This window comes from Sphingomonas sorbitolis (assembly GCF_036663875.1).
Taxonomy (GTDB): Bacteria; Pseudomonadota; Alphaproteobacteria; order Sphingomonadales; family Sphingomonadaceae; genus Sphingomonas.
Map to the genome: position 1 here is coordinate 1 of NZ_JAXOJS010000002.1, position 19,188 is coordinate 19,188.

A 19,188-nucleotide genomic window follows, 5' to 3' on the forward strand; every position below is an offset into this window, starting at 1 on the left:
TCATTCAGACACCCTACCCGACCAAAGCCAGACAGAGTGTCCATTACATATGGAATATGTGAAGGACATATGAGAACGACTTAGCTTTAAACGATACTCCGGAGCCTTGAGGACCCCAGAAACCGCAAGCCGCCGCCCACATGTCCCTTCATCTTAACCTACAATGTCAAAGAGCCGACAAAAATACCGACACTCGCATAACCCTCCCTTCCGAGAAAGCTGCAGCATCTGGTTTTTTGCGACCGCCGCGGTAACCAGTAAGGCACTCCGCTGCGGTGACACCCCTCTAAGACCACCTCGCCACACCGTCAAACGCTTTTTTACAGTTTCGGGTCGGTTTTCGGAAAATTGGCCGGCTAGCGCTCAGCGGGCTTCGTGCCCGCACCAACGGGTCGTCGGAGATACAGAACGGACCCAAACCTAAGGCCAACTCGGCGAACCGTACGCAGTTGAGCGGTCAGCGCCGCCGAGCCGCTCCACTGACTTGGATGACGATTGCCGTCGACATGAACGACCAGTGCCGAACACAACGATTGGGTTTCGCTCTCCGCTTCCGGCTTTGGATGGAAACCGCGCGCAATCCCGTATCAACAGGTCGAGCGAACGAGACCCTCGGAGTAGCGGTCGATACTGCTGCCTAACGATGCTTTCGATCGTTCGCATGCGACACCTCTTCCGACAACGATCGCCCTGCCCCCGCTCACAGTAGACAATGATAGCGCTCTCTTTACTGTGTCCGCTAAGAACACGACCCAGGGAGAGCGAGCATGAGTCGCATAACGAGCGTAACCGCCAGAGGCCTGTACCCGCGCGTCCCGTTTACCCGGATCGGCATGGTTGCCGCGCTGCTGATGGCGGCGCCCGTTTCTGCCCAGAACGACAAGATGGTGCCGATCGCAGCCCCTGCACAGTCGGACGCGGTCCAACTTGGGACCGGCAAGTTGCCCCGGTCAACCGCACCCGAAGCATGGCATAGTCAATATGGCAGCGTCTTCGTCCGCAACGTCACATTCGCCACGTTGACACCATTCCTGCCCGATCCGGCCATCGCGACCGGGACCGCGGTGATCGTTGCCCCGGGAGGTGGGTTCAGGACACTATCGATGCAGAACGAAGGGTGGGACGTTGCCCGTGCGCTGGCCGCCAAGGGCGTGGCGGCGTTCGTCCTGAAATATCGGCTGAACCCGACACCGGTCGCGATGCCGGCATTCGAGCGATCGATGGCCGAGATGTTCGCCGCCGGCCGGCAGCCGCCCCGCGCCCAGCCCGATGCGATGATCGCGGGCCTGGCGCCGCAGATTGCCGACGCGCGCGCCGCCTTTGCTTTGGTCCGGCAACGATCCGGCGAATGGCATGTCGCCCCATCGCGCATCGGCATGATCGGCTTTTCCGCCGGGGCGATGCTGACGATGGCCACCACGATTGCCGGCGGCGATGCAAAGCCCGCGTTCATCGGCAATATCTATGGTCCGCTGGCAGCAATGACGGTGCCAGCGGACGCGCCGCCGATGTTCGTCGCTCTGGCCGCCGACGATCCATTCTTCGGCGCTGGCAAGTTCGAGCTGATCGAGAGCTGGCGCGCGGCAAAACGTCCAGTCGAGTTCCATCTGTTCGAACAGGGTGGTCATGGCTTCGGCATGTACCCAAAGCCTACCACGAGCACGGGGTGGTTCGAGGAATTCACCCGCTGGATGGCCATGCACGGCCTTCTTACACGAACGCGGTGATACTCTGCGGACCGGCACGCCGCTGGACTGCGTAGGATCCTCCGAATCATTATCGGGTCGGCAGTCGCGCACATCCTGCAACGGATGGGATCTAGTCGCCGCAGGGTGGGCCGCAGTGCCATCGTCGATCACATCGGGATCGCGCCCACCGTGATCGAAATTGAGGCAGCATTTGGCACCGCGACGATCAATGCCCTGGGCCGTTCTCCCTCGCCACGGCGCTCGCGACCCTAGAAGCGGCTCCTCACCAACACCACCGGCCCCTCGGCCTCTCCGGCCGATGCCCATATCCGGGCGTGATACTGGCGTCCCGCACGAGTGCGGCTGTGGTCATATTGACGATCAGCTTCAGCAATACCCCACGCAACACGCCTTGGAGGCTCACTCTTACAATACGCCAGACTGAACTAGCTTATAACACAGACACGCGATGCCTAGTTATTGTGCGATGCAACAGAGGTTGCGTACAAATGAGGCATACCTGTGATGCCCGCACTCACATTTGTGTCCTTTTCGCTACAGTGCGAAGTAAATTACAATTGGCAGTATGTTACGGCTTTACACAAACATAACCTGCCGTTCATCTTCTCGTCATGTTCACCACTGACGGGCACCGCTCGATCCTTGGTGGGCGACTGAACTCGGAAAAAATCCGGTTCACCAGGGGGACATCGAATGATCACCATCACCAATACGTTGCGCGGCGGCGCTGCACTGCGCGCCTTGGCGCTGCTAGGCGCAGGCATCGCGACAGTACCGATCCTTACGGTGCCGACGACAGCGCAGGATTTCACCAACGTGACCGCGACCGGGCGCGTTGTCGACGCCGCCGGCAAGGGTGTTGCCAAGGCCAAGGTGACCGTGACGTCGAACGCTCAGGGTTTCACGCGCACCGCGACCACCGATAACGGCGGGTCCTACCGCGTTCCGGCGCTTCCGCAGGGCACCTATACGTTCACGATCGAAGCCCCCGAGTTTGCGACCTTCACCGATCCCAATGTCAACCTGACCCAGTCCACCGCCGGTAACGAGTTCCAGCTCGCCGCCGTGAGTGCCAGCGATAACGGCGAAATCGTCGTCAAGGGGCGCCGCGTCCAGGTTTCGGATTTCGATCGCACCACCACCGGCGCGGTCATCCCGATCGGCGAACTCGCCAGCCGCGTCCCGGTCGCCCGCGATCTGACCTCGGTCATCCTCCTCGCACCGGGCACCGCCGCGGGTGACAGCGCATTCGGCAACCTCGCCTCGGTGTCGGGTTCGTCCGTCTCGGAGAACATCTTCTTCGTCAACGGGCTGAACATCACCGAATTCCGCAAGGGCCTCGGCGCCGTCGGGGTACCGTTCGAGTTCTACAACACGATCGAGGTCAAGAACGGCTCTATTCCTGCCGAATTTGGGCGCTTTACCGGCGGCTTCGTCAACGCCACGACAAAGTCCGGGGGCAATGATTTCCACGGCGGCATGCTGTTCAGCTACGAGCCCAACCAGCTGCGCGAGGATGCGCCGAATACGCTCGGCAACTACAACAAGCAGGACGACCAGACCCGTCTGCAGACCAATTTCTATCTGTCGGGCCCGATCATCAAGGATCACCTGTTCTTCTATGGCCTGGCGCAGTTCAACGACAATTCGCGCGGGGACACGTTCCTCACCTCCAGCGTCGCGACGGCGGTAACCGGAAGCACCGGACTACGTCGTGAAAACCAGTCGACCCGGTCGCCGTTCTTCGGTGGTAAGATCGACGCGATCATCACCGACGGCCAACGCCTCGAATTCACCTATTTCGATTCGTCGCAGAAGACGACGACCAACAGCTATGGGCTCCTTGATTCGAACGGCCGGACTTACAACACGGTTCGCGCCGCCAACCCGAGCACCGGCGCTCCGGTTATCAGCGCGTATCAGAACACCGTTGTCGAGCGCCTCGGTGGCGAGAACTACGTCGGGCGCTACACAGGCCAGTTCACCAACTGGCTGACGCTGTCGGCGGCCTACGGAAAGAACAAGAACCAGGACATCAGCGGGTCGGCCGACGATGCCTATCCGTTCATCAGCGATACGCGACCGGGCGGCGGCGTGACCGGCAACCCGCTGAACGCCATCGGTACGTCGAGCGACGAGCGTGAATTTTATCGCGGCGATGTCGAGCTATATTTCAACCTGCTCGGCAAGCATCACATCAAGGGCGGGTACGACCGTGAAAACCTGACCTCGGATACGACCAGCAGCTACACGGGCAACGTCGCCTACACCTATATTCTCGCGCAGGCCGGTGATCCGTTCGCCCCCGCCGGCACGCAATATGTCTCGGCCCGCACGTTCGTGAATGGCGGCATCTTCAAGTCGAAGAACGAGGCCTTCTATATCCAGGATGCATGGTCGTTGTTCGACAACCGGCTGACGCTGAACCTCGGCGTCCGCAACGACCGGTTCGAGAACAAGAACGTCAATGGCGACACCTATTTCAAGTCCGGCAACCAGTGGGCGCCGCGCTTGAGCTTCTCCGGCGATCCGCTCGGCGATGGCCTGACGAAGGTCTACGGTTTCTACGGGCGGTATTTCCTGCCGGTGCCAGCCAACACCAACATCCGTCTCGCCGGTGCGGAACTGGATTACACCCGCTATAACGTCCTGAACGGCGTCGGTGATCGAGGATTGCCCAATATCGGCTCGGCGCTTCTGTATGCAGGGGGATCGGCATGCCCCGATACGGGCATCCTGAACTGCGACATTACAGGTGATGGCACCGCTACGCCGACCGATGCAACGGTGTCGCAGAACCTCAAGCCACAGTCGGTCGATGAATTCGTCCTGGGCGTCGAGCGCAATCTCGGCGGCGGCGTACGCGTCGGCATGTTCGGCCAGTATCGCAAGCTGAACGAGTCGCTTGAAGACGTCGCGATCGATGCAGCGGTCAACCAATATTGCGTCGACAACAACATCGGCGGCGTCGGCGAGGCGGCTCGAACGGCATGTTCGTCGATCTATAGCGGCTTCCATCAATATGTGCTGACCAACCCCGGCGCCGCGGCGACGATCCAGTTGTCCGACGTCCTGCCGGGCGAAACCACCGTCCGCACGATCGACTTTACCGGCGAACAACTCGGCTATCCGAAGGCACGCCGTACCTACAAGGCCGTGACGGTCACGTTCGACCGAGACTTCGATGGCGTCTGGAGCCTGAACGGCTCGTACACCTACTCGAAGAACAAAGGGAACATCGAGGGTGGCATCCGTTCGGACAATGGCCAGGAAGACTCCGGCCTGACCACCGCATTCGATCAGCCCGGCCTCACCAACGGCGCCTATGGCTATCTGCCCACCGACAATCGCCACAAGTTCAAGCTGTACGGGTCCTACGCACCAACACCTTGGCTGACGCTGGGTGCCAATTTCTCGGCACAATCGCCGCGGCGGTTCGGTTGCATCGGTCGCGTGCCCACCAACGTCGATGCCTTTGCAGGGGCGTACGGTGCAGCGGGCTTCTATTGCAACGTCAACTCGGACGGCTCGATCCGCACCACGCCATTTGCCGCGGGTGAAGCCGTACCGGATCGTCAGCTGACCCCGCGCGGTTCTGTCATCAAGTCGGATTGGCAGACCACGACGAACATCACCGCGGCGATCAAGGTGCCGTCCGATCTGTTCAGCGGCACGTTCCGTATCGACGTTTTCAACGTGTTCAACGAGAAGGCGGCATTGGACGTCCAGGAACTGGGAACGCAGGCGAACGGTGCGCCCCGCGTCGATTTCGGCACGCCGCTCAGCTATCAGGCGCCGCGTTACATTCGCTTCCAGCTCGGTTTCGACTTCTAGATCGACGATCGATCACGCGACGGAAAAGGGAGTCGGCCTCGGCCGGCTCCTTTTCTGCGTAGGGCAGATATCAATTGCTGGAGGTGTTTTGCCGATGGTCACTACCGCCGATTTCGTCGCTGCGCTCAATCGTCGCGATCGGGGTGCCGCGGTCGATGCCGCCAACGGCCTGCTCGCTGCCAATGCTGCGCTGGGTGATCAATGGCAGGCAGTCGCACGGTTCGCGGTGCGCGTCGCCGAGTGGCCGCTAGCGATCGCCGCGATGCGCCGTTTCGTTGCGCGGAAGCCGGATGATCTCGAGCGGATGCTCCAACTCGCCGACATTCTCGCCAATGCCGGGCGCATCGCGGATGCGATCAGTTTGCTTGCCCCGCTGGTGACCACAGCCCCCCAAGACGCAAGACTGCATCATCTGATGGGAACCGCCTATCTTCAGTTGGGCGACACCGAACAGGGACTGCATCATCTGCACGCCGCCGCCCGCATCTGGCCCGCGTCCGGCATGACCTGGCTTGCGATCGCAAATGCCCGGCGGTTGACGGTTCGGGATCCGGCATGGGCACCCCTGATGGCGGCGGACAGCGCCACCCAAGGCACCCTACCCGCGGCCCGCGGTGCCTATCTCTATGCAGCGGGCAAAGCCTGGGACGATGTCGGCGATCATGACCGGGCGTTCGCGGCGTTCGAACAGGGTGCCAGACTGCTGGAGCGAGAGCGGGCATGGGATCCCGAACCCGACGCAGTCGAGGCGCGCGCGCTGGTCGGCTCTCTCGACAAGGCGTGGCTGGATCGTGCCGCATTGCCCGATCAGATGTCGACCGGGCCGATATTCGTAACCGGCCTGCCGCGCTCCGGCACGACGCTGATCGACCAGATCCTGGCAAGTCACTCCCAAGTGACGAGCGGCGGGGAGCTTAACCTGCTCGAGATCGCCATGGGCGACGCGGGAGGCACCAGCGCCGAGCGCATACGGCACCGTTTCCTGGCAAATCCGACCCCCGAACAGGCCTGGAGTCGGATCGGGCCAGCGTACACCCACCTGACGCAACAGCGCGGCATCGAAGGGACGCGTTTCGTCGACAAAAGCCTTGATACGAGCCGATATGCGGGCCTGATCCGCGTTGCGATGCCGGACGCGCGCATCGTGTGGGTTCGCCGCGATCCGATCGATACCGCCTGGTCATGCTTCCGAACCTTTTTCAGCCAGGGGCTAGGCTGGACGTTCAGCCTGGACATGATCGGACGCCACTTCGCGGTCGAGGACATGCTGTTCGATCATTGGCGTAGCATGCTCGGCACTCGTCTGCTGGTCGTGCCGTATGAAGCGCTGGTGGAGGACATCGCCGCCTGGGTGCCGCGGATTGCCGCCCATGTCGGGCTCGCCTTCGAACCCGCGATGCTCGATTTTCATCGATTGAAGCGCCCGGTCGCGACCGCCAGCGTCGCGCAAGTCCGCGAGCCGCTGTATCGACGCGCGATCGGCGCCGCAGTCCCCTACGCAGCGCGGATGACGCCATTCGTCGAAGCCTATGAGCGATCTCGCGCCGCGTTGGCGGCAGTATCGTGATCGCGAGCATCCGCCCACGCCAGATCCCGCCGCACGACCGCCTATTGGCGAAAAACCGATCCGTTCGCTGGGTTTATGCGCCCGCCGGTTGATCCGGCGGGCGTCATGATCACTTCAGCTCGAGCATCACCACCGACATGGGCGGCAGCGTTACCGCGAGCGTTCCACCACGCAATTGCGCGCCATTGAACGCCGTCGGCGCGACCGCGTTGGGCGCGTCGAAGGTGTTGTGCGCGGTCATCGCCGGCGCGGTCAACACCTGACCGGTGACGGTTTGCGCGGTGACGCCGGGCAGCGCCGCGGAGACGCTCGTCGCCTTGTTCGGATCGAGATTGGCGAGCGCGATCCGCACCACGCCGTCCTTGCCGCGTACCGCCGAGGCACTGACCGACGGCATCGTCCACTGGTCCTTATTGTACCAGGGCGACTTGATGTCGATTGGCAGGACGGTGCCGTCCATGTACGGCTTGTACATCGCGAACACGTGATAGGTCGGCGTCAGCACCATCTTGGCGCCGTCGGTCAGGATCATCGCCTGCAGCACGTTCACCATCTGCGCGATCGCGGTCATCTTCACGCGGTCGGCATGCTTGGCGAAGATGTTGAGGTTGATCGCGGTCACCATCGCATCGCGCAGCGTATTCTGCTGGCGCAGGAAGCCGGGGTTAGTGCCGGGGTCGGGTGCATACCAGGTGCCCCATTCGTCGACCGCCAACCACACCTTCTTCTGCGGGTCGTATTTGTCCATCACCGCGCTGTGCTTGGTCAGCATCTCGTCCATCTTCAGCGTCTCGGCGAGCACATGCGCCCACTCCTCCTCGCCGAACACGGTTGCCGAGAGCTTGTGTTCCCAAGGCGCGGCCACCGTGTAGTAATGCATCGACAGCGCATCGACCTGGTCGCCGGCCTCGCGCATCATCGTCTCGGTCCACGCATAGTCGGCCGAGTTCGCCCCACTCGCGATCTTTGTGACCTTCGTGCCCGCCGGCGCCTTGATGAAGGTGGCGTAGCGCCGCGTCACGTCGGCGGCATATTCCGCGCGCATGTTGCCGCCACAGCCCCACAGTTCGTTGCCGATCCCGAAGAACGGCACCGCCCACGGCGCCTTGTGGCCGTTCTTCGCGCGCTCGTCCGCCAGTGTGCCAGCGGGCGAGGTCATATATTCGACCCACTCCGCCATTTCCTGCGGCGTGCCGTTGCCGACATTGCCGGAGATATACGCCTGCGCGCCGATCTGGCCGACCAGATACATGAACTCGTGCGTACCTACCGCGTTGGGCTCGGTCACGCCGCCCCAGTTGGTGTTGATCTTGACCGGACGCTTGGCCTTGGCGCCGATCCCCTCGCGCCAGTGATATTCGTCGGCGAAACAGCCGCCCGGCCAACGCACCGCCGGTACCGCGATCCCGCGGAGCGCGGTGACGACATCGGTGCGGAAGCCGCGGACGTTGGGGATCTTCGACTTCTCGCCGACCCACAGCCCACCATAAACGCCGGTGCCGAGATGCTCAGCAAACTGCGTGAAGATGTGGCGGTCATAGGTCGGGCCGGGCGTGTCGGCGTGGACGGTCACGGTTGCCGCCGCCGACATTGGCGCGTCCGCTGGCGCTGCGGTCTGTGGGGCGGTCTGTGCGGCACCGATGCCTGCGGTCGACAGCAGCAGCGCGGCGGCGAGGCCCTTGAGAGTCCGGGTCATTTTTGCCTCAATCATCGAAAGCCTCCACGGATGTGCGGGTGCCGCGCAGGAATGCGTCGGCGACGAGGGTGAACGGGGTCGTATCGACTTCGCTTCGGCCGCCGCGGATCAGCGAGGCGAAGCGGGTGTAGAGGCCGGGATATTCCTCGTCGTCGTTATGCACCGTGCCGCTCGGCAGGGTGAGCACCGCGCCGCCCTTGGCGAGGCTGAGCGTACCGGCGTCGGTCTCGACGGTGATGTCCCAGCTCTGCGGGCCGGTCTGGCGCCAATCGAGATCCATGCTGATCGGCGTGCCGGCGGCGCTGCGGAAGGTCAGGTCGGCAGCGATCGGGGCGGCGCGGTTGGCGGGCGTCGACAGCGTCGCGGCCGTCAGGAAGAACGGCTGCGGCAGGATCTCGGTCGCGATCGACAACGCGTTGATGCCCGGATCGAAGACGCCGAGCCCACCCGGCTCCCAGATCCACGCCTGTCCCGGATGCCAGACGCGAACGTCCTCGCGCCAGACGATCGACACGCGCTCGATCTTACGCTCGGCGAGCCACGCCTTGGCCGGCGCGACACCTGCCGCGAACCGCGAATGCCAGCCGGCGAACAGCGTGGTTCCCGTCTCGGCAGCCTGCGCTTCGAGCGCATCGACCTCGGCGAGCGTGGCGCCGGGCGGCTTTTCGAGGAAGACGTGCACGCGCTTGGCGAGCGCCATCGAGGCTAGCTCGTAGCGCACCTGCGGCGGCGTGCAGAGCGCGATCGCGTCGATCGGCGGACCGTCGGCGAGCAGCGTTTCGAGTAATTTGAAGTTGGCGATACCCTCGACGCCAGGATCGCGCGGGCTGACACTCGCAACGAACTCAAAGTCCAGATTCCCGGCGATCGAGGGTAGATGCTGGTCGCGGGCGATCTTGCCCATCCCGACGACGGCGATTCTGATAGCGGCCATGCTCAGAGCGCCTTCACGACGACGGGCTGCGGCGCGGCCTTGGTCAGCGTGTTGCGCAAGGGGAGCGTGAACGGCGCCGCCTCGATCTCGAACACATCGCCTTCACGAGTCGTCACGCCGTCGGCGAACGACAGCGTGGCTGTGCCGAAGAAATGAACGTGGACGTCGCCCGGACGACGGAACAGATCATATTTGAAATGATGCGCCTCGAGGTTGGCGATGCTGTGCGACATGTTCGCCTCGCCCGAGAGGAACGGCTTTTCCCACAGCAGCGCGCCGTCGCGGTGGATGCGGCTCGCACCTTCGATATGCTGAGGCGGCGTGCCGACCAGCAGTTCGGGCCCGAGCGATGCCTGGCGCAGCTTCGAATGCGCCAGCCACAGATAGTTGTGGCGCTCGGTGACGTGGTCGCTGAACTCGTTGGCGAGGCAGAGACCCAGGCGGAACGGCGTGCCGTCCGGACCGATCAGGTAGATCCCGGCAAGCTCGGGCTCCTCGCCGCCATCCTCAGCGAAGTCGGGCATCGTCAGTGGCGCGCCGGGTGCGACGAGACCCGAGCCATCGCCCTTGTAGAACCATTCGGGCTGCTGGCCGCGCGTCCCCGCGGCAGGCTTGCCGCCCTCGACGCCTTCGAGGAACATCCGCATCGAATCGGTCTGCGTCTCGGCGTCCGCCGCGGCACGGTGCATCTTGTCGCGGCCCTCGGCCGAGCCGAGATGCGTCAGGCCGGTGCCGGTCATGATCAGGTGGGCGGGATCGACATGATCGATCGGCGAGGTAAGGCGACCCGCGGCGAGCTCGGCGGCGATGTCGACGCTCGCGCCCGTTCCCAAGGCCGCAACCGCGGCGGCGAGATCGGTGCCGTCGGCGATCGCGCGCTCGGCCAGCGCACGGACGCTGTCGACCCCGGTGACGAACGCCGCCCCCTCGTTGGTGGCAGCGATCACCGATCGCGTGCCATTGACGCCAACATGCTGCAACAGGCGCAAAGTCATCACTCTCTCCTAAGCGGGACGCCGTTACGACGGTTCGTCCCCGATATTTCGATTCAGTTGGCGGGAACGCCGTCGATAAGCCGCAGCGCGGTCGTACCGTCACCGCCATGGAGCATCGCAAGCGCGACCTCGCCACCGGTCGGCCAGCCGTTCGCGAGGATTCGCCCGGCGGTCGCCGCGTGGACGTGCGCATTCTCGTTGCTGTTGGACATAGCGCCCCTCCCCTATACTCGGACATATTAGCCCCGTTTGGCTTTTGCAATCTTTGTCGTTCCTTGATCGGGGCCGGGCTGTTACGTCTGGCGCGTGGAGCGGGCACGATGACGACAACTGACGGTGTAGACGGTATGGAAGATGGCGCCGCGATCGGCGCTGGGACCGACGACGTCATCACGCCGCGCGTCGGGCGAGGAACGGGACGCCGGTTGCACGGGGCGGTCGCGCACAAGCTGGGCACCGCGATCCTGTCGGGTGAGTATGCGCCCGGCGATACCTTGTCGGGCGAGGTCGAGTTCTCGAAGACGCTCGACGTCTCGCGCAGCGCCTACCGCGAAGCGGTGCAGGTCCTGACCGCCAAGGGGCTGGTCGAAAGCCGTCCGAAGATCGGCACCCGCGTCCTGCCGCGCAGCCGGTGGAACCTGCTCGATCCCGACGTGCTTGCCTGGGCGTTTGCCGGCGAACCCGACATCGCGTTCGTCCGTGGGCTGTTCGAATTGCGCGCGATCGTCGAGCCGGCAGCCGCCGCGCTCGCAGCCGAGCGCCGCGACCGAACCGACCTCAAGCTCATGAAGGATGCGTTGGCGGCGATGCGGCGGCTGACGCTGGCGACCGAAGCCGGTCGCGCCGCCGATCGCGAGTTCCACCATGCCATACTGACCGCGACGCGCAACGATGCGTTGATCGTGTTGAGCGCGAGCATCGGTGCCGCGGTCAACTGGACCACCCAGTTCAAGATGCGCGCGCGCGCCCTGCCCCGCAATCCGATCCCCGATCACATGCTGGTCTATGATGCGATCGCCGCAGGCGATGCTGCCGGGGCCAGCGCGGCGATGCGGACGCTGGTCGATCTGGCACTGGAGGATACGAAGCTCGCGATGGCGCGCTGACGCGCCGTCGCTCGGGGTCTCCTACCCGTGCATCCCCGCTACGCTGCCGGTCACCCGCAGACCGTATGATATGATTTTGTCGGACTAGACGTCACCGGCAGCCCCATATCGGCGCGATGCCCCCTTGCCGCCGTGCCGCGCTTCGGCAAGCATGGCGCAACGGGGGAGATGACAATGAAAAAAATACGTCTGATCGGTCTGGCAACGACAGTCTCGGTGGCTAGTGCACTGGCCGTATCGATGACTGTCGCGATACCCGCATGGGGTCAGGCCAAGCCATCGCCGACAACCTATATCCAGGCGGGAACGCTACTCGATCGACCAGGCCAGGCGCCGCGGGGCAATAGCACGATCATCGTTCGCGACGGCAAGGTCGTCGATGTGCGCGATGGCTTCGTCACACCAGAACCGGGCGCAACGCTGGTCGATCTGCGGACGGCGTTCGTGCTCCCGGGACTGGTCGACATGCACGTTCATCTCTGGGGTATCGGCGGCGATCCGATGCGGGCGCGGCTCGAGGCGCTCAACCGCGATCGGTTCGACGACGAGATGACCGCGGTCGCCAACGCCCGGACGACATTGGCCGCAGGCTTCACGTCGGTCCGCGATCTCGGCGGCGACCCGCGCGGCATCCGCGCGCTGCGTGATGCGATCGACGCCGGCACGGTCGAGGGGCCGAGCATCACCAACGCCGGCGAAATGATCTCGGTGACCGGCGGGCATGGCGATGGCGGCAACGGGCTCGCCGAGGAGTTCGCCGACATGGTCCATGCCAGGGAGGTGAACCTGTGCGATGGTCCCGACGATTGTCGCCGCGCCGTGCGGGCACAGGTTGCGCTGGGCGCGCGCGTGATCAAATTCGCAGCGACCGGGGGTGTCTTGTCCAACGTCAGCGGCGGACTGGGTCGGGCGATGACACCGGAGGAAATGCGCGCGATCATCGAGACCGCGCATGCGCTCGGCCGCAAGGTCGCCGCGCATAGTCATGCTGCCGAGGGGACCCGGTCGGCGCTGGAAGCCGGCGTGGATTCGATCGAGCACGGCACGTTCCTCGACGACGAGACGATCCGGCTGTTCAAGACGAAGGGTGCCTATCTGGTGCCAACCGAGATCGCGCCGGTCGCTGCACTCGCACAGGCGCGCGGCGGCGCATTGCCGCCTGCCACGATCGTCAAGGCCGAGGCCGCCGCCGCCGCCATGGCCGCGAGCCACCGCCGCGCCTATGCGGCCGGGGTCAAGGTCGCGTTCGGGACCGATACCGGTGTCTCCAAGCATGGCGACAACGCGACCGAGTTCACGCTGATGGTAAAGAACGGCCTCACCCCGACACAGGCGATCGCGGCAGCCACCGTCGGCGCCGCCGACCTGCTCGGCCGCGACGATATCGGCACGCTCACGCCCGGCAAGACGGCGGATATCATCGCCGTGGCGACTTCGCCGCTGAACGACGTCGCGCAGCTCGAACACGTGACGTTCGTCATGCACCGCGGTGTCGTCGCAAAATCGATGATCGGGGGCCTCCGCTAGCGTGTAGGCCGCGCTGCGTCTTGGCGCGGGTTACACCGCGCCACCGATCAGCCGACCGATCAGCGCGGTCACCGCCATCGCGAACGCACCCCAGAACGTGACGCGTACCAACCCGCGCCACACGACCGCCGCACCGGTCTTCGCGCCGACAGCGCCGAGCACGGCAAGAAACAGCAAGGATCCCGCTGCAACCGCCCTGACAAGCGAGGTGGACGGAACCACGAACACGGTCAGCAACGGCAATGCCGCGCCGACCGTGAAGCTTGCCGCCGACGCGAACGCCGCCTGGACCGGGCGCGCCCGCGCACCCGGCGTGATGTCCAGCTCGTCGCGGGCGTGCGCACCGAGCGCATCCTTCGCCATCAACTGTGCCGCCACCGTTTCCGCGGTGGCGGCATCCACCCCGCGGGCGACGTAGAGCGCGGCGAGTTCGGCCAATTCGCCGCGCGGGTCATCCGTCAGTTCGCGCCGTTCGCGCGCGAGTTCCGCGGTCTCGGTATCCGCCTGCGCGCTGACCGAGACATATTCGCCCGCCGCCATCGACATCGCCCCCGCGACCAGCCCCGCGGTTCCTGCGATGACGATCGCGGCAACCTGACCACCGGCCGCCGCGACGCCGATGATCAGGCTCGCGGTCGAGACGATCCCGTCATTGGCGCCGAGTACCGCCGCGCGCAGCCAGCCGATCCGATCGGTGACGTGGCGTTCGCGGTGCGACGACAGCGCGCGCACTCAGGCGATCTCGAGCATGTTCTCGACCTTCACCGCGCCCGGCGCCGCCCAGGCGGTGCGCTCGGCGACCATCCGGTCGTGCGGCGAGTCGACCGAGCCGGTAAGCCGCACCGTGCCGCCATCGACCGACACCTTGATCGTGTCGCCGTCGAAGAACCACGACCGGTGCAGCGCCGTCCGGATATCGTTGCTGACGTCGGTGACGTCGACCCGCGGTTTCAACACGATGTGGTTGATCACGCCGACCACGCCCGCGAGCGTCCGCACCGCCGCCTCGGCCGCATCCTTCTGGAAATGCCAGCGCACCTCGCCGCGCAGGCTGACCCAGCCGTCCTCGACCTGCGCCTTGACGCTATCGTGCGGCACGGTCGTATCCCAGGACAGCCGCTCGACGATCGCGCTGGCGATCGCCTCGTCGCCGCGCTTGAACCGGTCTTCCAGCTGTACCTCTATTTCCTCGGCGACCGCCTTGACGCCGTCGACCCGCGCGGCGGCACGCTCGGCGGCGTATTTCGCCGCATAGCTGCCGGCGTGGCCGCTGAGCGTGACGACACCGTTGTTCGCGGTAACGCCGATATGCCCGGCGGGGACGCTCGGATCCCAGTTGAGTTCGGCGAGCACGGCTTTCTGCAATCTTGCGTCGTGGGACATGACAGGCTCCTGAGAACAGCGCGGAGAGGTCCGAGCCGATGATCGCGAGCCTATCGATATGGCCAATCACCGACAGCGTCGGGAACTACGCATGCCGCCCGACTGCGTACTTCCCGATCCTTTCGCGCATCCGCCCAAACGCCGACAGCACTGCGAAAGAGGGAGACCGCGCATGACCTATTCGACCCTGATGGTGCATCTTGATGGCGGCCGTCCCAACGTCGCCCTGCTCGACGTCGCCGCGACGCTCGCCGACCAATATGATGCTGCGGTGATCGGCATCGCCGCCTGCCAGCCGGTCCAGATCGGCACGTGCGACGGCTATCTCGGCGGCGAATATGCGGTGATCGAGCGCGATATCGTCGCCGGCGAACTCGCCCGCGCGAAGACCGAGTTCCACGCGCACGAACGGCTTGCGCGGCATGTGCTCGACTGGCGCTCGATCCCGACGCTCGTCAACGTCGCGCATGTCGTCGCCGAGCATGCGCGGTCTGCCGATCTCGTCATCACCAGCGCCGGGCCGGGTTCTGCCGACCTCGCGACGCATGCCGATACCGGCGACCTGATCCTGCGCGCGGGCCGCCCGATACTGGTCGTTCCCGATGGCGCCGCCACCGCGCGCTTCGCGACCAACTTGGTCGCGTGGACCGACACGCGCGAATGCCGCCGTGCGATCGCCGATGCGCTGCCGATGCTCAAGGCCGCCGACCGCGTCGTGATCGTCGAAGTCGCGATCGACGCGATCGAGGCGCGGAAGCCGATCGACGACGTTGCTGCCTGGCTCGCGCGCCACGGCGTCGACGCGGACAAGATCGTCGCGCGGATGAAGGGCTCCAGCATCGATACGCTCGCCGCAATCGCCGACGAGATCGAGGCCGACCTCGTCGTCGCGGGCGCCTATGGGCACAGCCGGATCCGCGAATGGGCGTTCGGCGGCGTCACCCGCGACCTGCTGCTGCGCGACCGGCGCTGCACGTTGCTGTCGCACTGAGCCATGACGGGCCACGCGATCCGCAAGTATTTCGGCCTGGTCGTAACCGCAAACCGAAGGATAGTCGTCGGCGGCACGATCCTGTCGATCGTCGCGATCATCGAAGGACTATTAGCATATAGCGGATCCTTGGCTTAACATGCGTCATGTTTCGAAGGAGGGCGGCGAAGTCTTGCCCCCCGACGGATCGGATCAGTGTGTCGAACAAGGCCCGCATCTCGATGATTTGCCTCTGCGCCCCCCGAGCCACCGCACCGCCCGCATGATCGCGTCGCAGTCGCCGCACGATACCGACCCCCAGGCGGTGGCGCGCGGCGATGCGATGCTGGCGGAGGAACTCGGGCTGCTGATCGACGGCGCGACCACCTACGCGATCTACATGCTCGACCGCCGCGGCCGCGTGACGATCTGGAACCGCGGTGCCGAGCGGATCAAGGGCTGGGCCGAGGCGGAGATCATCGGCCGCGATTTCGCGATCTTCTACCCCGCCGACGATATCGCCGCGGGCAAACCGGCCGCCGACCTCGCCCGCGCGCACTGCGACGGTCGCGTCGAGGAAGAAAGCTGGCGGGTCCGCAAGGACGGCTCCGAATTCCTCGCGCACGTCACGATCACCGCGCTCCACGACGACGCCGGCGCGCTGCGCGGGTTCGGCAAGGTGATCCGCGACATCACGCATGAAAAGGCCGCCGAGGCCGCGATCGTCCGCCGCGAACATCACCTCCGCTCGATCCTCAACACCGTACCCGACGCGATGATCGTGATGAACGAGAACGGCATCGTCGCCTCGTTCAGCGCCGCCGCCGAACTCGTCTTCGGCTATGCGGCGAGCGAAGTGATCGGCCAGAACGTCGCAATGCTGATGCCGCAGACCGAGGCACGCGACCACGATGCGCACCTCCGGAAGTACCGCCATACCGGCGAGCGCCACGTGATCGGCAATGTCCGCCTCGAACGCGCGATGCGCAAAGGCGGCGAGACGTTCCCGATCGAACTCGCGGTCGGCGAGGCGTCGATCGGCGGCGAACGGATCTTCACCGGCTTCATCCGCGATCTCACCAACCGCCACGCGACCGAACGCCGGTTGCAGGAACTCCAGTCCGAGCTCATCCACGTCTCCCGCGTCAGCGCGATGGGGACGATGGCGTCGACCCTGGCGCACGAGATCAACCAGCCGCTGACCGCGATCGCCAACTATCTCGAAGCGACGCGCGCGATGATCGCCGACGGCGACGATCCGGTACTGGCCCCGCTCCTGGCCGACGTCGCGGAAGCGCTGGAGCTGGCGGCGGCGCAGTCGCTCAGGGCTGGCACGATCGTCCGCCGGCTGCGCGCGTTCGTCGATGGCGGCGACACCGGGTTCCGCGACGAACGGCTCGACCTGCTCGTCGAGGAAGCGACCAGTCTCGGTCTGCTCGGCGCGCACGAGGCAGGTATCACCGTCGTCAACAGGGCATCGCCAAGCCCCGCCATAGTCCGCGTCGACCGCATCCAGATCCAGCAGGTCCTGGTCAACCTTATCCGCAACGCGATCCAGTCGATGGCCGCCTCGCCGATCCGGACGCTATCGATCGCCACCGCGCCCGAGCGCGAGGGGTGGATGCAGATCACTGTCGCCGACACCGGCACGGGCATCGACACCGACGTCCGCGCGCGCCTGTTCGAGGCGTTCGCGACCACTAAGGAGGACGGCATGGGGCTCGGCCTGTCGATCTGCCGGACGATCGTCGAGGCGCATGGCGGGCGGATCTGGGCAGACGGCGTGCCGAGCGGCGGCACCGCGTTCCACTTCACAGTACCGCTCGCCACGCTTCAGGAAAACAACGATGTCTGATCCACTTCGCACAGTCCACATCGTCGACGACGACGAAGCGATCCGCCAATCGGTCGGCTTCCTGTTGCGCAAGGCGGGCTATGCCGTCGAAACCTATCCCACCGGCACGCAGTTCCTGAAAGCCGTCACGCGCGAGACGCGCGGCTGCGTGCTGCTCGACGTCCGGATGCCCGATCTCGACGGGTTCGCGGTGCAGGCGCGTATGGCGCAGACCGGCATCACGCTGCCCGTGATCATGCTGACCGGCCACGGCGACGTGACGCTCGCGGTCCGCGCGATCAAGGCCGGCGCGATCGAGTTTCTCGAAAAGCCGTTCGAACGCAGTGCCTTGCTCGCAGCGATCGAAACCGCGCTCGCCCACGCCGCACGGTCGGACCGCGAACACCTCGCCGCCGCCGACGCGCTGGTTAGGCTCGCAGCCCTCACCCCGCGCGAACGCGACGTGCTTGACGGCATGGTGCTCGGCCGCCCCAACAAGCTGATCGCCTACGACCTCGCCATCGCCACGCGCACCGTCGAAGTCCACCGCGCAAACCTGATGGAGAAACTCGCCGCGCGCAGCCTGTCGGACGTCCTCCGCATCGCGTTTTCGGCGGGCCTTGGCGAGACCGCCGAACCCGCCTGACGCCCTCGTCTTCTACGTACAGACACGGCGACGGAGGGGTGTCATCGAAGGTCAGGACAAGGACATTCGATGACCGACCACCCGATCCAATCCCCTGCCCCGCCCCATTTCGGAATCGGCGTTTCGCTGGTCGATGGCGACCCGGTGATACGCCGCGCGCGGCAGATCATGCTGCTATCCGAACGCTACGACGTCCGCTCCTACGCGACCGGCGCGGCGCTGCTCGCCGATCCCCGGTCGCGCGACGTCCCCTGCATCGTCGTCGATGTCGCAGGCGGGGTCGATGGTGATGGGGGCAGCGGCATGGAAACGCTCCACGCCATGCGCGCATCGGGCTGGCGGGGGAAGGCGATCCTGCTCGATGGTACCGTCCCGCCCCCCGCGCTGATCCACGCCGCCGAACGCCACGGCGACCGCATCCTCGACCGCACCACCGGCGACGCCCCCCTCCTCACCGCGATCGCCGCCTCGATCGACCACGGCTGGTCCACCTGGAATGCCGAGGGGTGAGACGAAGGAAGGGCGGTGGGATACCCACCGGCCTTTCCTTGCTTAACGTCAACACGCACGGCGCTCGCGCACTAGCAGGCGAGCTTCAGCGTCAGGCGAGGCCGGGCCGTCACCTTGCGCAGCGTCGGTGGCGTCACCGCGCGCTCGACACGCAACACACGCCGCGGGATCGCAGCCGCCGGTTCGGTCATCAAACACGGGAGCGTCGCGGCAAGTGCCGCCAGCGTCTCGCCATACAGACGGGCGAGCGTCTCATGGGCGACCCGCGCGCACGGCCCCGCGGCGGCATCGGCCATCGCTCGCGTGGCATTCAGGCGGCGCTGGAAATAGAGCATCTCGGTATGGATAGAGTTCATGGCGAAGTCCCCGCCGGCTCGTCCTCGCTGCCGCACGATGCGGGTGTCGAAGGGCTGATCCGTATCAAGACAGTAGCGCGGGCAAACGAAGGCGTCGGGACTCGGAAAGCACGTACTTCGC

The 19,188-nt window shown here is 65.3% G+C and carries 17 protein-coding genes; 10 read left to right on the top strand and 7 right to left on the bottom strand.

All coding sequences use genetic code 11. The features are described 5' to 3' along the window. Positions 1–767 precede the first annotated feature (767 nt). The 3 genes from U1763_RS05285 (at position 768) to U1763_RS05295 (ending at position 7,110) form a co-directional block, all read left to right on the top strand. Positions 768–1,727, top strand: a complete 960-nt coding sequence (locus tag U1763_RS05285; RefSeq protein WP_332754423.1) for an alpha/beta hydrolase — start codon at positions 768–770, stop codon at positions 1,725–1,727. Positions 1,728–2,402: 675 nt separating this feature from the next. Beyond that, on the top strand, positions 2,403–5,543 hold the full coding sequence (locus tag U1763_RS05290) for a TonB-dependent receptor (protein WP_332754424.1): 3,141 nt from the start codon (positions 2,403–2,405) through the stop codon (positions 5,541–5,543). 94 nt (positions 5,544–5,637) lie between these two features. Continuing rightward, on the top strand, positions 5,638–7,110 hold the full coding sequence (locus U1763_RS05295; protein ID WP_332754425.1) for a sulfotransferase: 1,473 nt from the start codon (positions 5,638–5,640) through the stop codon (positions 7,108–7,110). Between the two features lie 109 nt (positions 7,111–7,219). Here U1763_RS05295 and U1763_RS05300 read toward each other — a convergent pair whose 3' ends face one another. Genes U1763_RS05300 through U1763_RS05315 form a run of 4 tightly spaced genes read right to left on the bottom strand, consistent with a single transcriptional unit; the run spans position 7,220 to position 10,947 of the window. Beyond that, on the bottom strand, positions 7,220–8,806 hold the full coding sequence (locus U1763_RS05300; RefSeq protein WP_332754426.1) for an alpha-N-arabinofuranosidase: 1,587 nt from the start codon (positions 8,804–8,806) through the stop codon (positions 7,220–7,222). Positions 8,807–8,813: 7 nt separating this feature from the next. After that, on the bottom strand, positions 8,814–9,740 hold the full coding sequence (locus U1763_RS05305; protein ID WP_332754427.1) for a Gfo/Idh/MocA family protein: 927 nt from the start codon (positions 9,738–9,740) through the stop codon (positions 8,814–8,816). A gap of 2 nt (positions 9,741–9,742) precedes the next feature. Further along, on the bottom strand, positions 9,743–10,735 hold the full coding sequence (gene araD1, locus U1763_RS05310) for an AraD1 family protein (protein ID WP_332754428.1): 993 nt from the start codon (positions 10,733–10,735) through the stop codon (positions 9,743–9,745). Positions 10,736–10,788: 53 nt separating this feature from the next. Beyond that, complete coding sequence (locus tag U1763_RS05315) at positions 10,789–10,947, bottom strand: hypothetical protein (protein ID WP_332754429.1); 159 nt, start codon at positions 10,945–10,947, stop codon at positions 10,789–10,791. A 135-nt stretch (positions 10,948–11,082) separates the two neighbouring features. Between U1763_RS05315 and U1763_RS05320 the strand changes: the two genes are divergently transcribed. Next, positions 11,083–11,841 (top strand): FadR/GntR family transcriptional regulator, encoded by a 759-nt coding sequence (locus U1763_RS05320; protein ID WP_332754953.1) that lies wholly within the window; start codon positions 11,083–11,085, stop codon positions 11,839–11,841. A gap of 174 nt (positions 11,842–12,015) precedes the next feature. Next, the gene (locus U1763_RS05325) at positions 12,016–13,368 is read left to right on the top strand and encodes a metal-dependent hydrolase family protein (RefSeq protein ID WP_332754430.1); all 1,353 of its coding nucleotides are present in this window, start codon (positions 12,016–12,018) and stop codon (positions 13,366–13,368) included. Between the two features lie 30 nt (positions 13,369–13,398). Here the strand turns inward: U1763_RS05325 and U1763_RS05330 are convergent, their stop codons facing one another. Both U1763_RS05330 and U1763_RS05335 read right to left on the bottom strand, forming a co-directional pair. Then, complete coding sequence (locus U1763_RS05330) at positions 13,399–14,091, bottom strand: VIT1/CCC1 transporter family protein (RefSeq protein ID WP_443026897.1); 693 nt, start codon at positions 14,089–14,091, stop codon at positions 13,399–13,401. A 9-nt stretch (positions 14,092–14,100) separates the two neighbouring features. Continuing rightward, positions 14,101–14,751 (bottom strand): BON domain-containing protein, encoded by a 651-nt coding sequence (locus U1763_RS05335; protein ID WP_332754432.1) that lies wholly within the window; start codon positions 14,749–14,751, stop codon positions 14,101–14,103. 172 nt (positions 14,752–14,923) lie between these two features. On the opposite strand from U1763_RS05335, the gene U1763_RS05340 reads away from it, so the two are divergent. The 5 genes from U1763_RS05340 to U1763_RS05360 all read left to right on the top strand — a co-directional run bounded on the left by U1763_RS05340 (position 14,924) and on the right by U1763_RS05360 (position 18,711). Next, positions 14,924–15,742, top strand: coding sequence for a universal stress protein (locus tag U1763_RS05340; RefSeq protein WP_332754433.1), 819 nt, complete (start codon positions 14,924–14,926; stop codon positions 15,740–15,742). 3 nt (positions 15,743–15,745) lie between these two features. Beyond that, a complete protein-coding gene (locus U1763_RS05345) occupies positions 15,746–15,880 on the top strand; it encodes a hypothetical protein (RefSeq protein WP_332754434.1) in 135 nt (44 codons plus the stop codon). Positions 15,881–15,968: 88 nt separating this feature from the next. Further along, positions 15,969–17,576: a PAS domain-containing sensor histidine kinase gene (locus U1763_RS05350; protein WP_332754435.1), complete on the top strand. Its 1,608-nt coding sequence runs from the start codon at positions 15,969–15,971 to the stop codon at positions 17,574–17,576. Then, positions 17,569–18,201, top strand: coding sequence for a response regulator transcription factor (locus tag U1763_RS05355; protein WP_332754436.1), 633 nt, complete (start codon positions 17,569–17,571; stop codon positions 18,199–18,201). The genes U1763_RS05350 and U1763_RS05355 overlap by 8 nt, the downstream gene beginning before the upstream one ends. A gap of 69 nt (positions 18,202–18,270) precedes the next feature. Beyond that, positions 18,271–18,711, top strand: a complete 441-nt coding sequence (locus U1763_RS05360) for a response regulator transcription factor (RefSeq protein WP_332754437.1) — start codon at positions 18,271–18,273, stop codon at positions 18,709–18,711. Between the two features lie 71 nt (positions 18,712–18,782). Here the strand turns inward: U1763_RS05360 and U1763_RS05365 are convergent, their stop codons facing one another. Then, positions 18,783–19,067: a hypothetical protein gene (locus U1763_RS05365; RefSeq protein WP_332754438.1), complete on the bottom strand. Its 285-nt coding sequence runs from the start codon at positions 19,065–19,067 to the stop codon at positions 18,783–18,785. Positions 19,068–19,188: the final 121 nt, after the last annotated feature.

What these genes read in the sequence shown, in the direction of transcription:
- U1763_RS05285 (WP_332754423.1), top strand. Translation starts at nt 768, where the DNA reads ATGAGTCGCATAACGAGCGTAACCGCCAGAGGCCTGTACCCGCGCGTC.
- U1763_RS05290 (WP_332754424.1), top strand. Translation starts at nt 2,403, where the DNA reads ATGATCACCATCACCAATACGTTGCGCGGCGGCGCTGCACTGCGCGCC.
- U1763_RS05295 (WP_332754425.1), top strand. Translation starts at nt 5,638, where the DNA reads ATGGTCACTACCGCCGATTTCGTCGCTGCGCTCAATCGTCGCGATCGG.
- U1763_RS05300 (WP_332754426.1), bottom strand. Translation starts at nt 8,806, where the DNA reads ATGACCCGGACTCTCAAGGGCCTCGCCGCCGCGCTGCTGCTGTCGACC.
- U1763_RS05305 (WP_332754427.1), bottom strand. Translation starts at nt 9,740, where the DNA reads ATGGCCGCTATCAGAATCGCCGTCGTCGGGATGGGCAAGATCGCCCGC.
- araD1 (WP_332754428.1), bottom strand. Translation starts at nt 10,735, where the DNA reads ATGACTTTGCGCCTGTTGCAGCATGTTGGCGTCAATGGCACGCGATCG.
- U1763_RS05315 (WP_332754429.1), bottom strand. Translation starts at nt 10,947, where the DNA reads ATGTCCAACAGCAACGAGAATGCGCACGTCCACGCGGCGACCGCCGGG.
- U1763_RS05320 (WP_332754953.1), top strand. Translation starts at nt 11,083, where the DNA reads ATGGAAGATGGCGCCGCGATCGGCGCTGGGACCGACGACGTCATCACG.
- U1763_RS05325 (WP_332754430.1), top strand. Translation starts at nt 12,016, where the DNA reads ATGAAAAAAATACGTCTGATCGGTCTGGCAACGACAGTCTCGGTGGCT.
- U1763_RS05335 (WP_332754432.1), bottom strand. Translation starts at nt 14,751, where the DNA reads ATGTCCCACGACGCAAGATTGCAGAAAGCCGTGCTCGCCGAACTCAAC.
- U1763_RS05340 (WP_332754433.1), top strand. Translation starts at nt 14,924, where the DNA reads ATGACCTATTCGACCCTGATGGTGCATCTTGATGGCGGCCGTCCCAAC.
- U1763_RS05345 (WP_332754434.1), top strand. Translation starts at nt 15,746, where the DNA reads ATGACGGGCCACGCGATCCGCAAGTATTTCGGCCTGGTCGTAACCGCA.
- U1763_RS05355 (WP_332754436.1), top strand. Translation starts at nt 17,569, where the DNA reads ATGTCTGATCCACTTCGCACAGTCCACATCGTCGACGACGACGAAGCG.
- U1763_RS05360 (WP_332754437.1), top strand. Translation starts at nt 18,271, where the DNA reads ATGACCGACCACCCGATCCAATCCCCTGCCCCGCCCCATTTCGGAATC.
- U1763_RS05365 (WP_332754438.1), bottom strand. Translation starts at nt 19,067, where the DNA reads ATGAACTCTATCCATACCGAGATGCTCTATTTCCAGCGCCGCCTGAAT.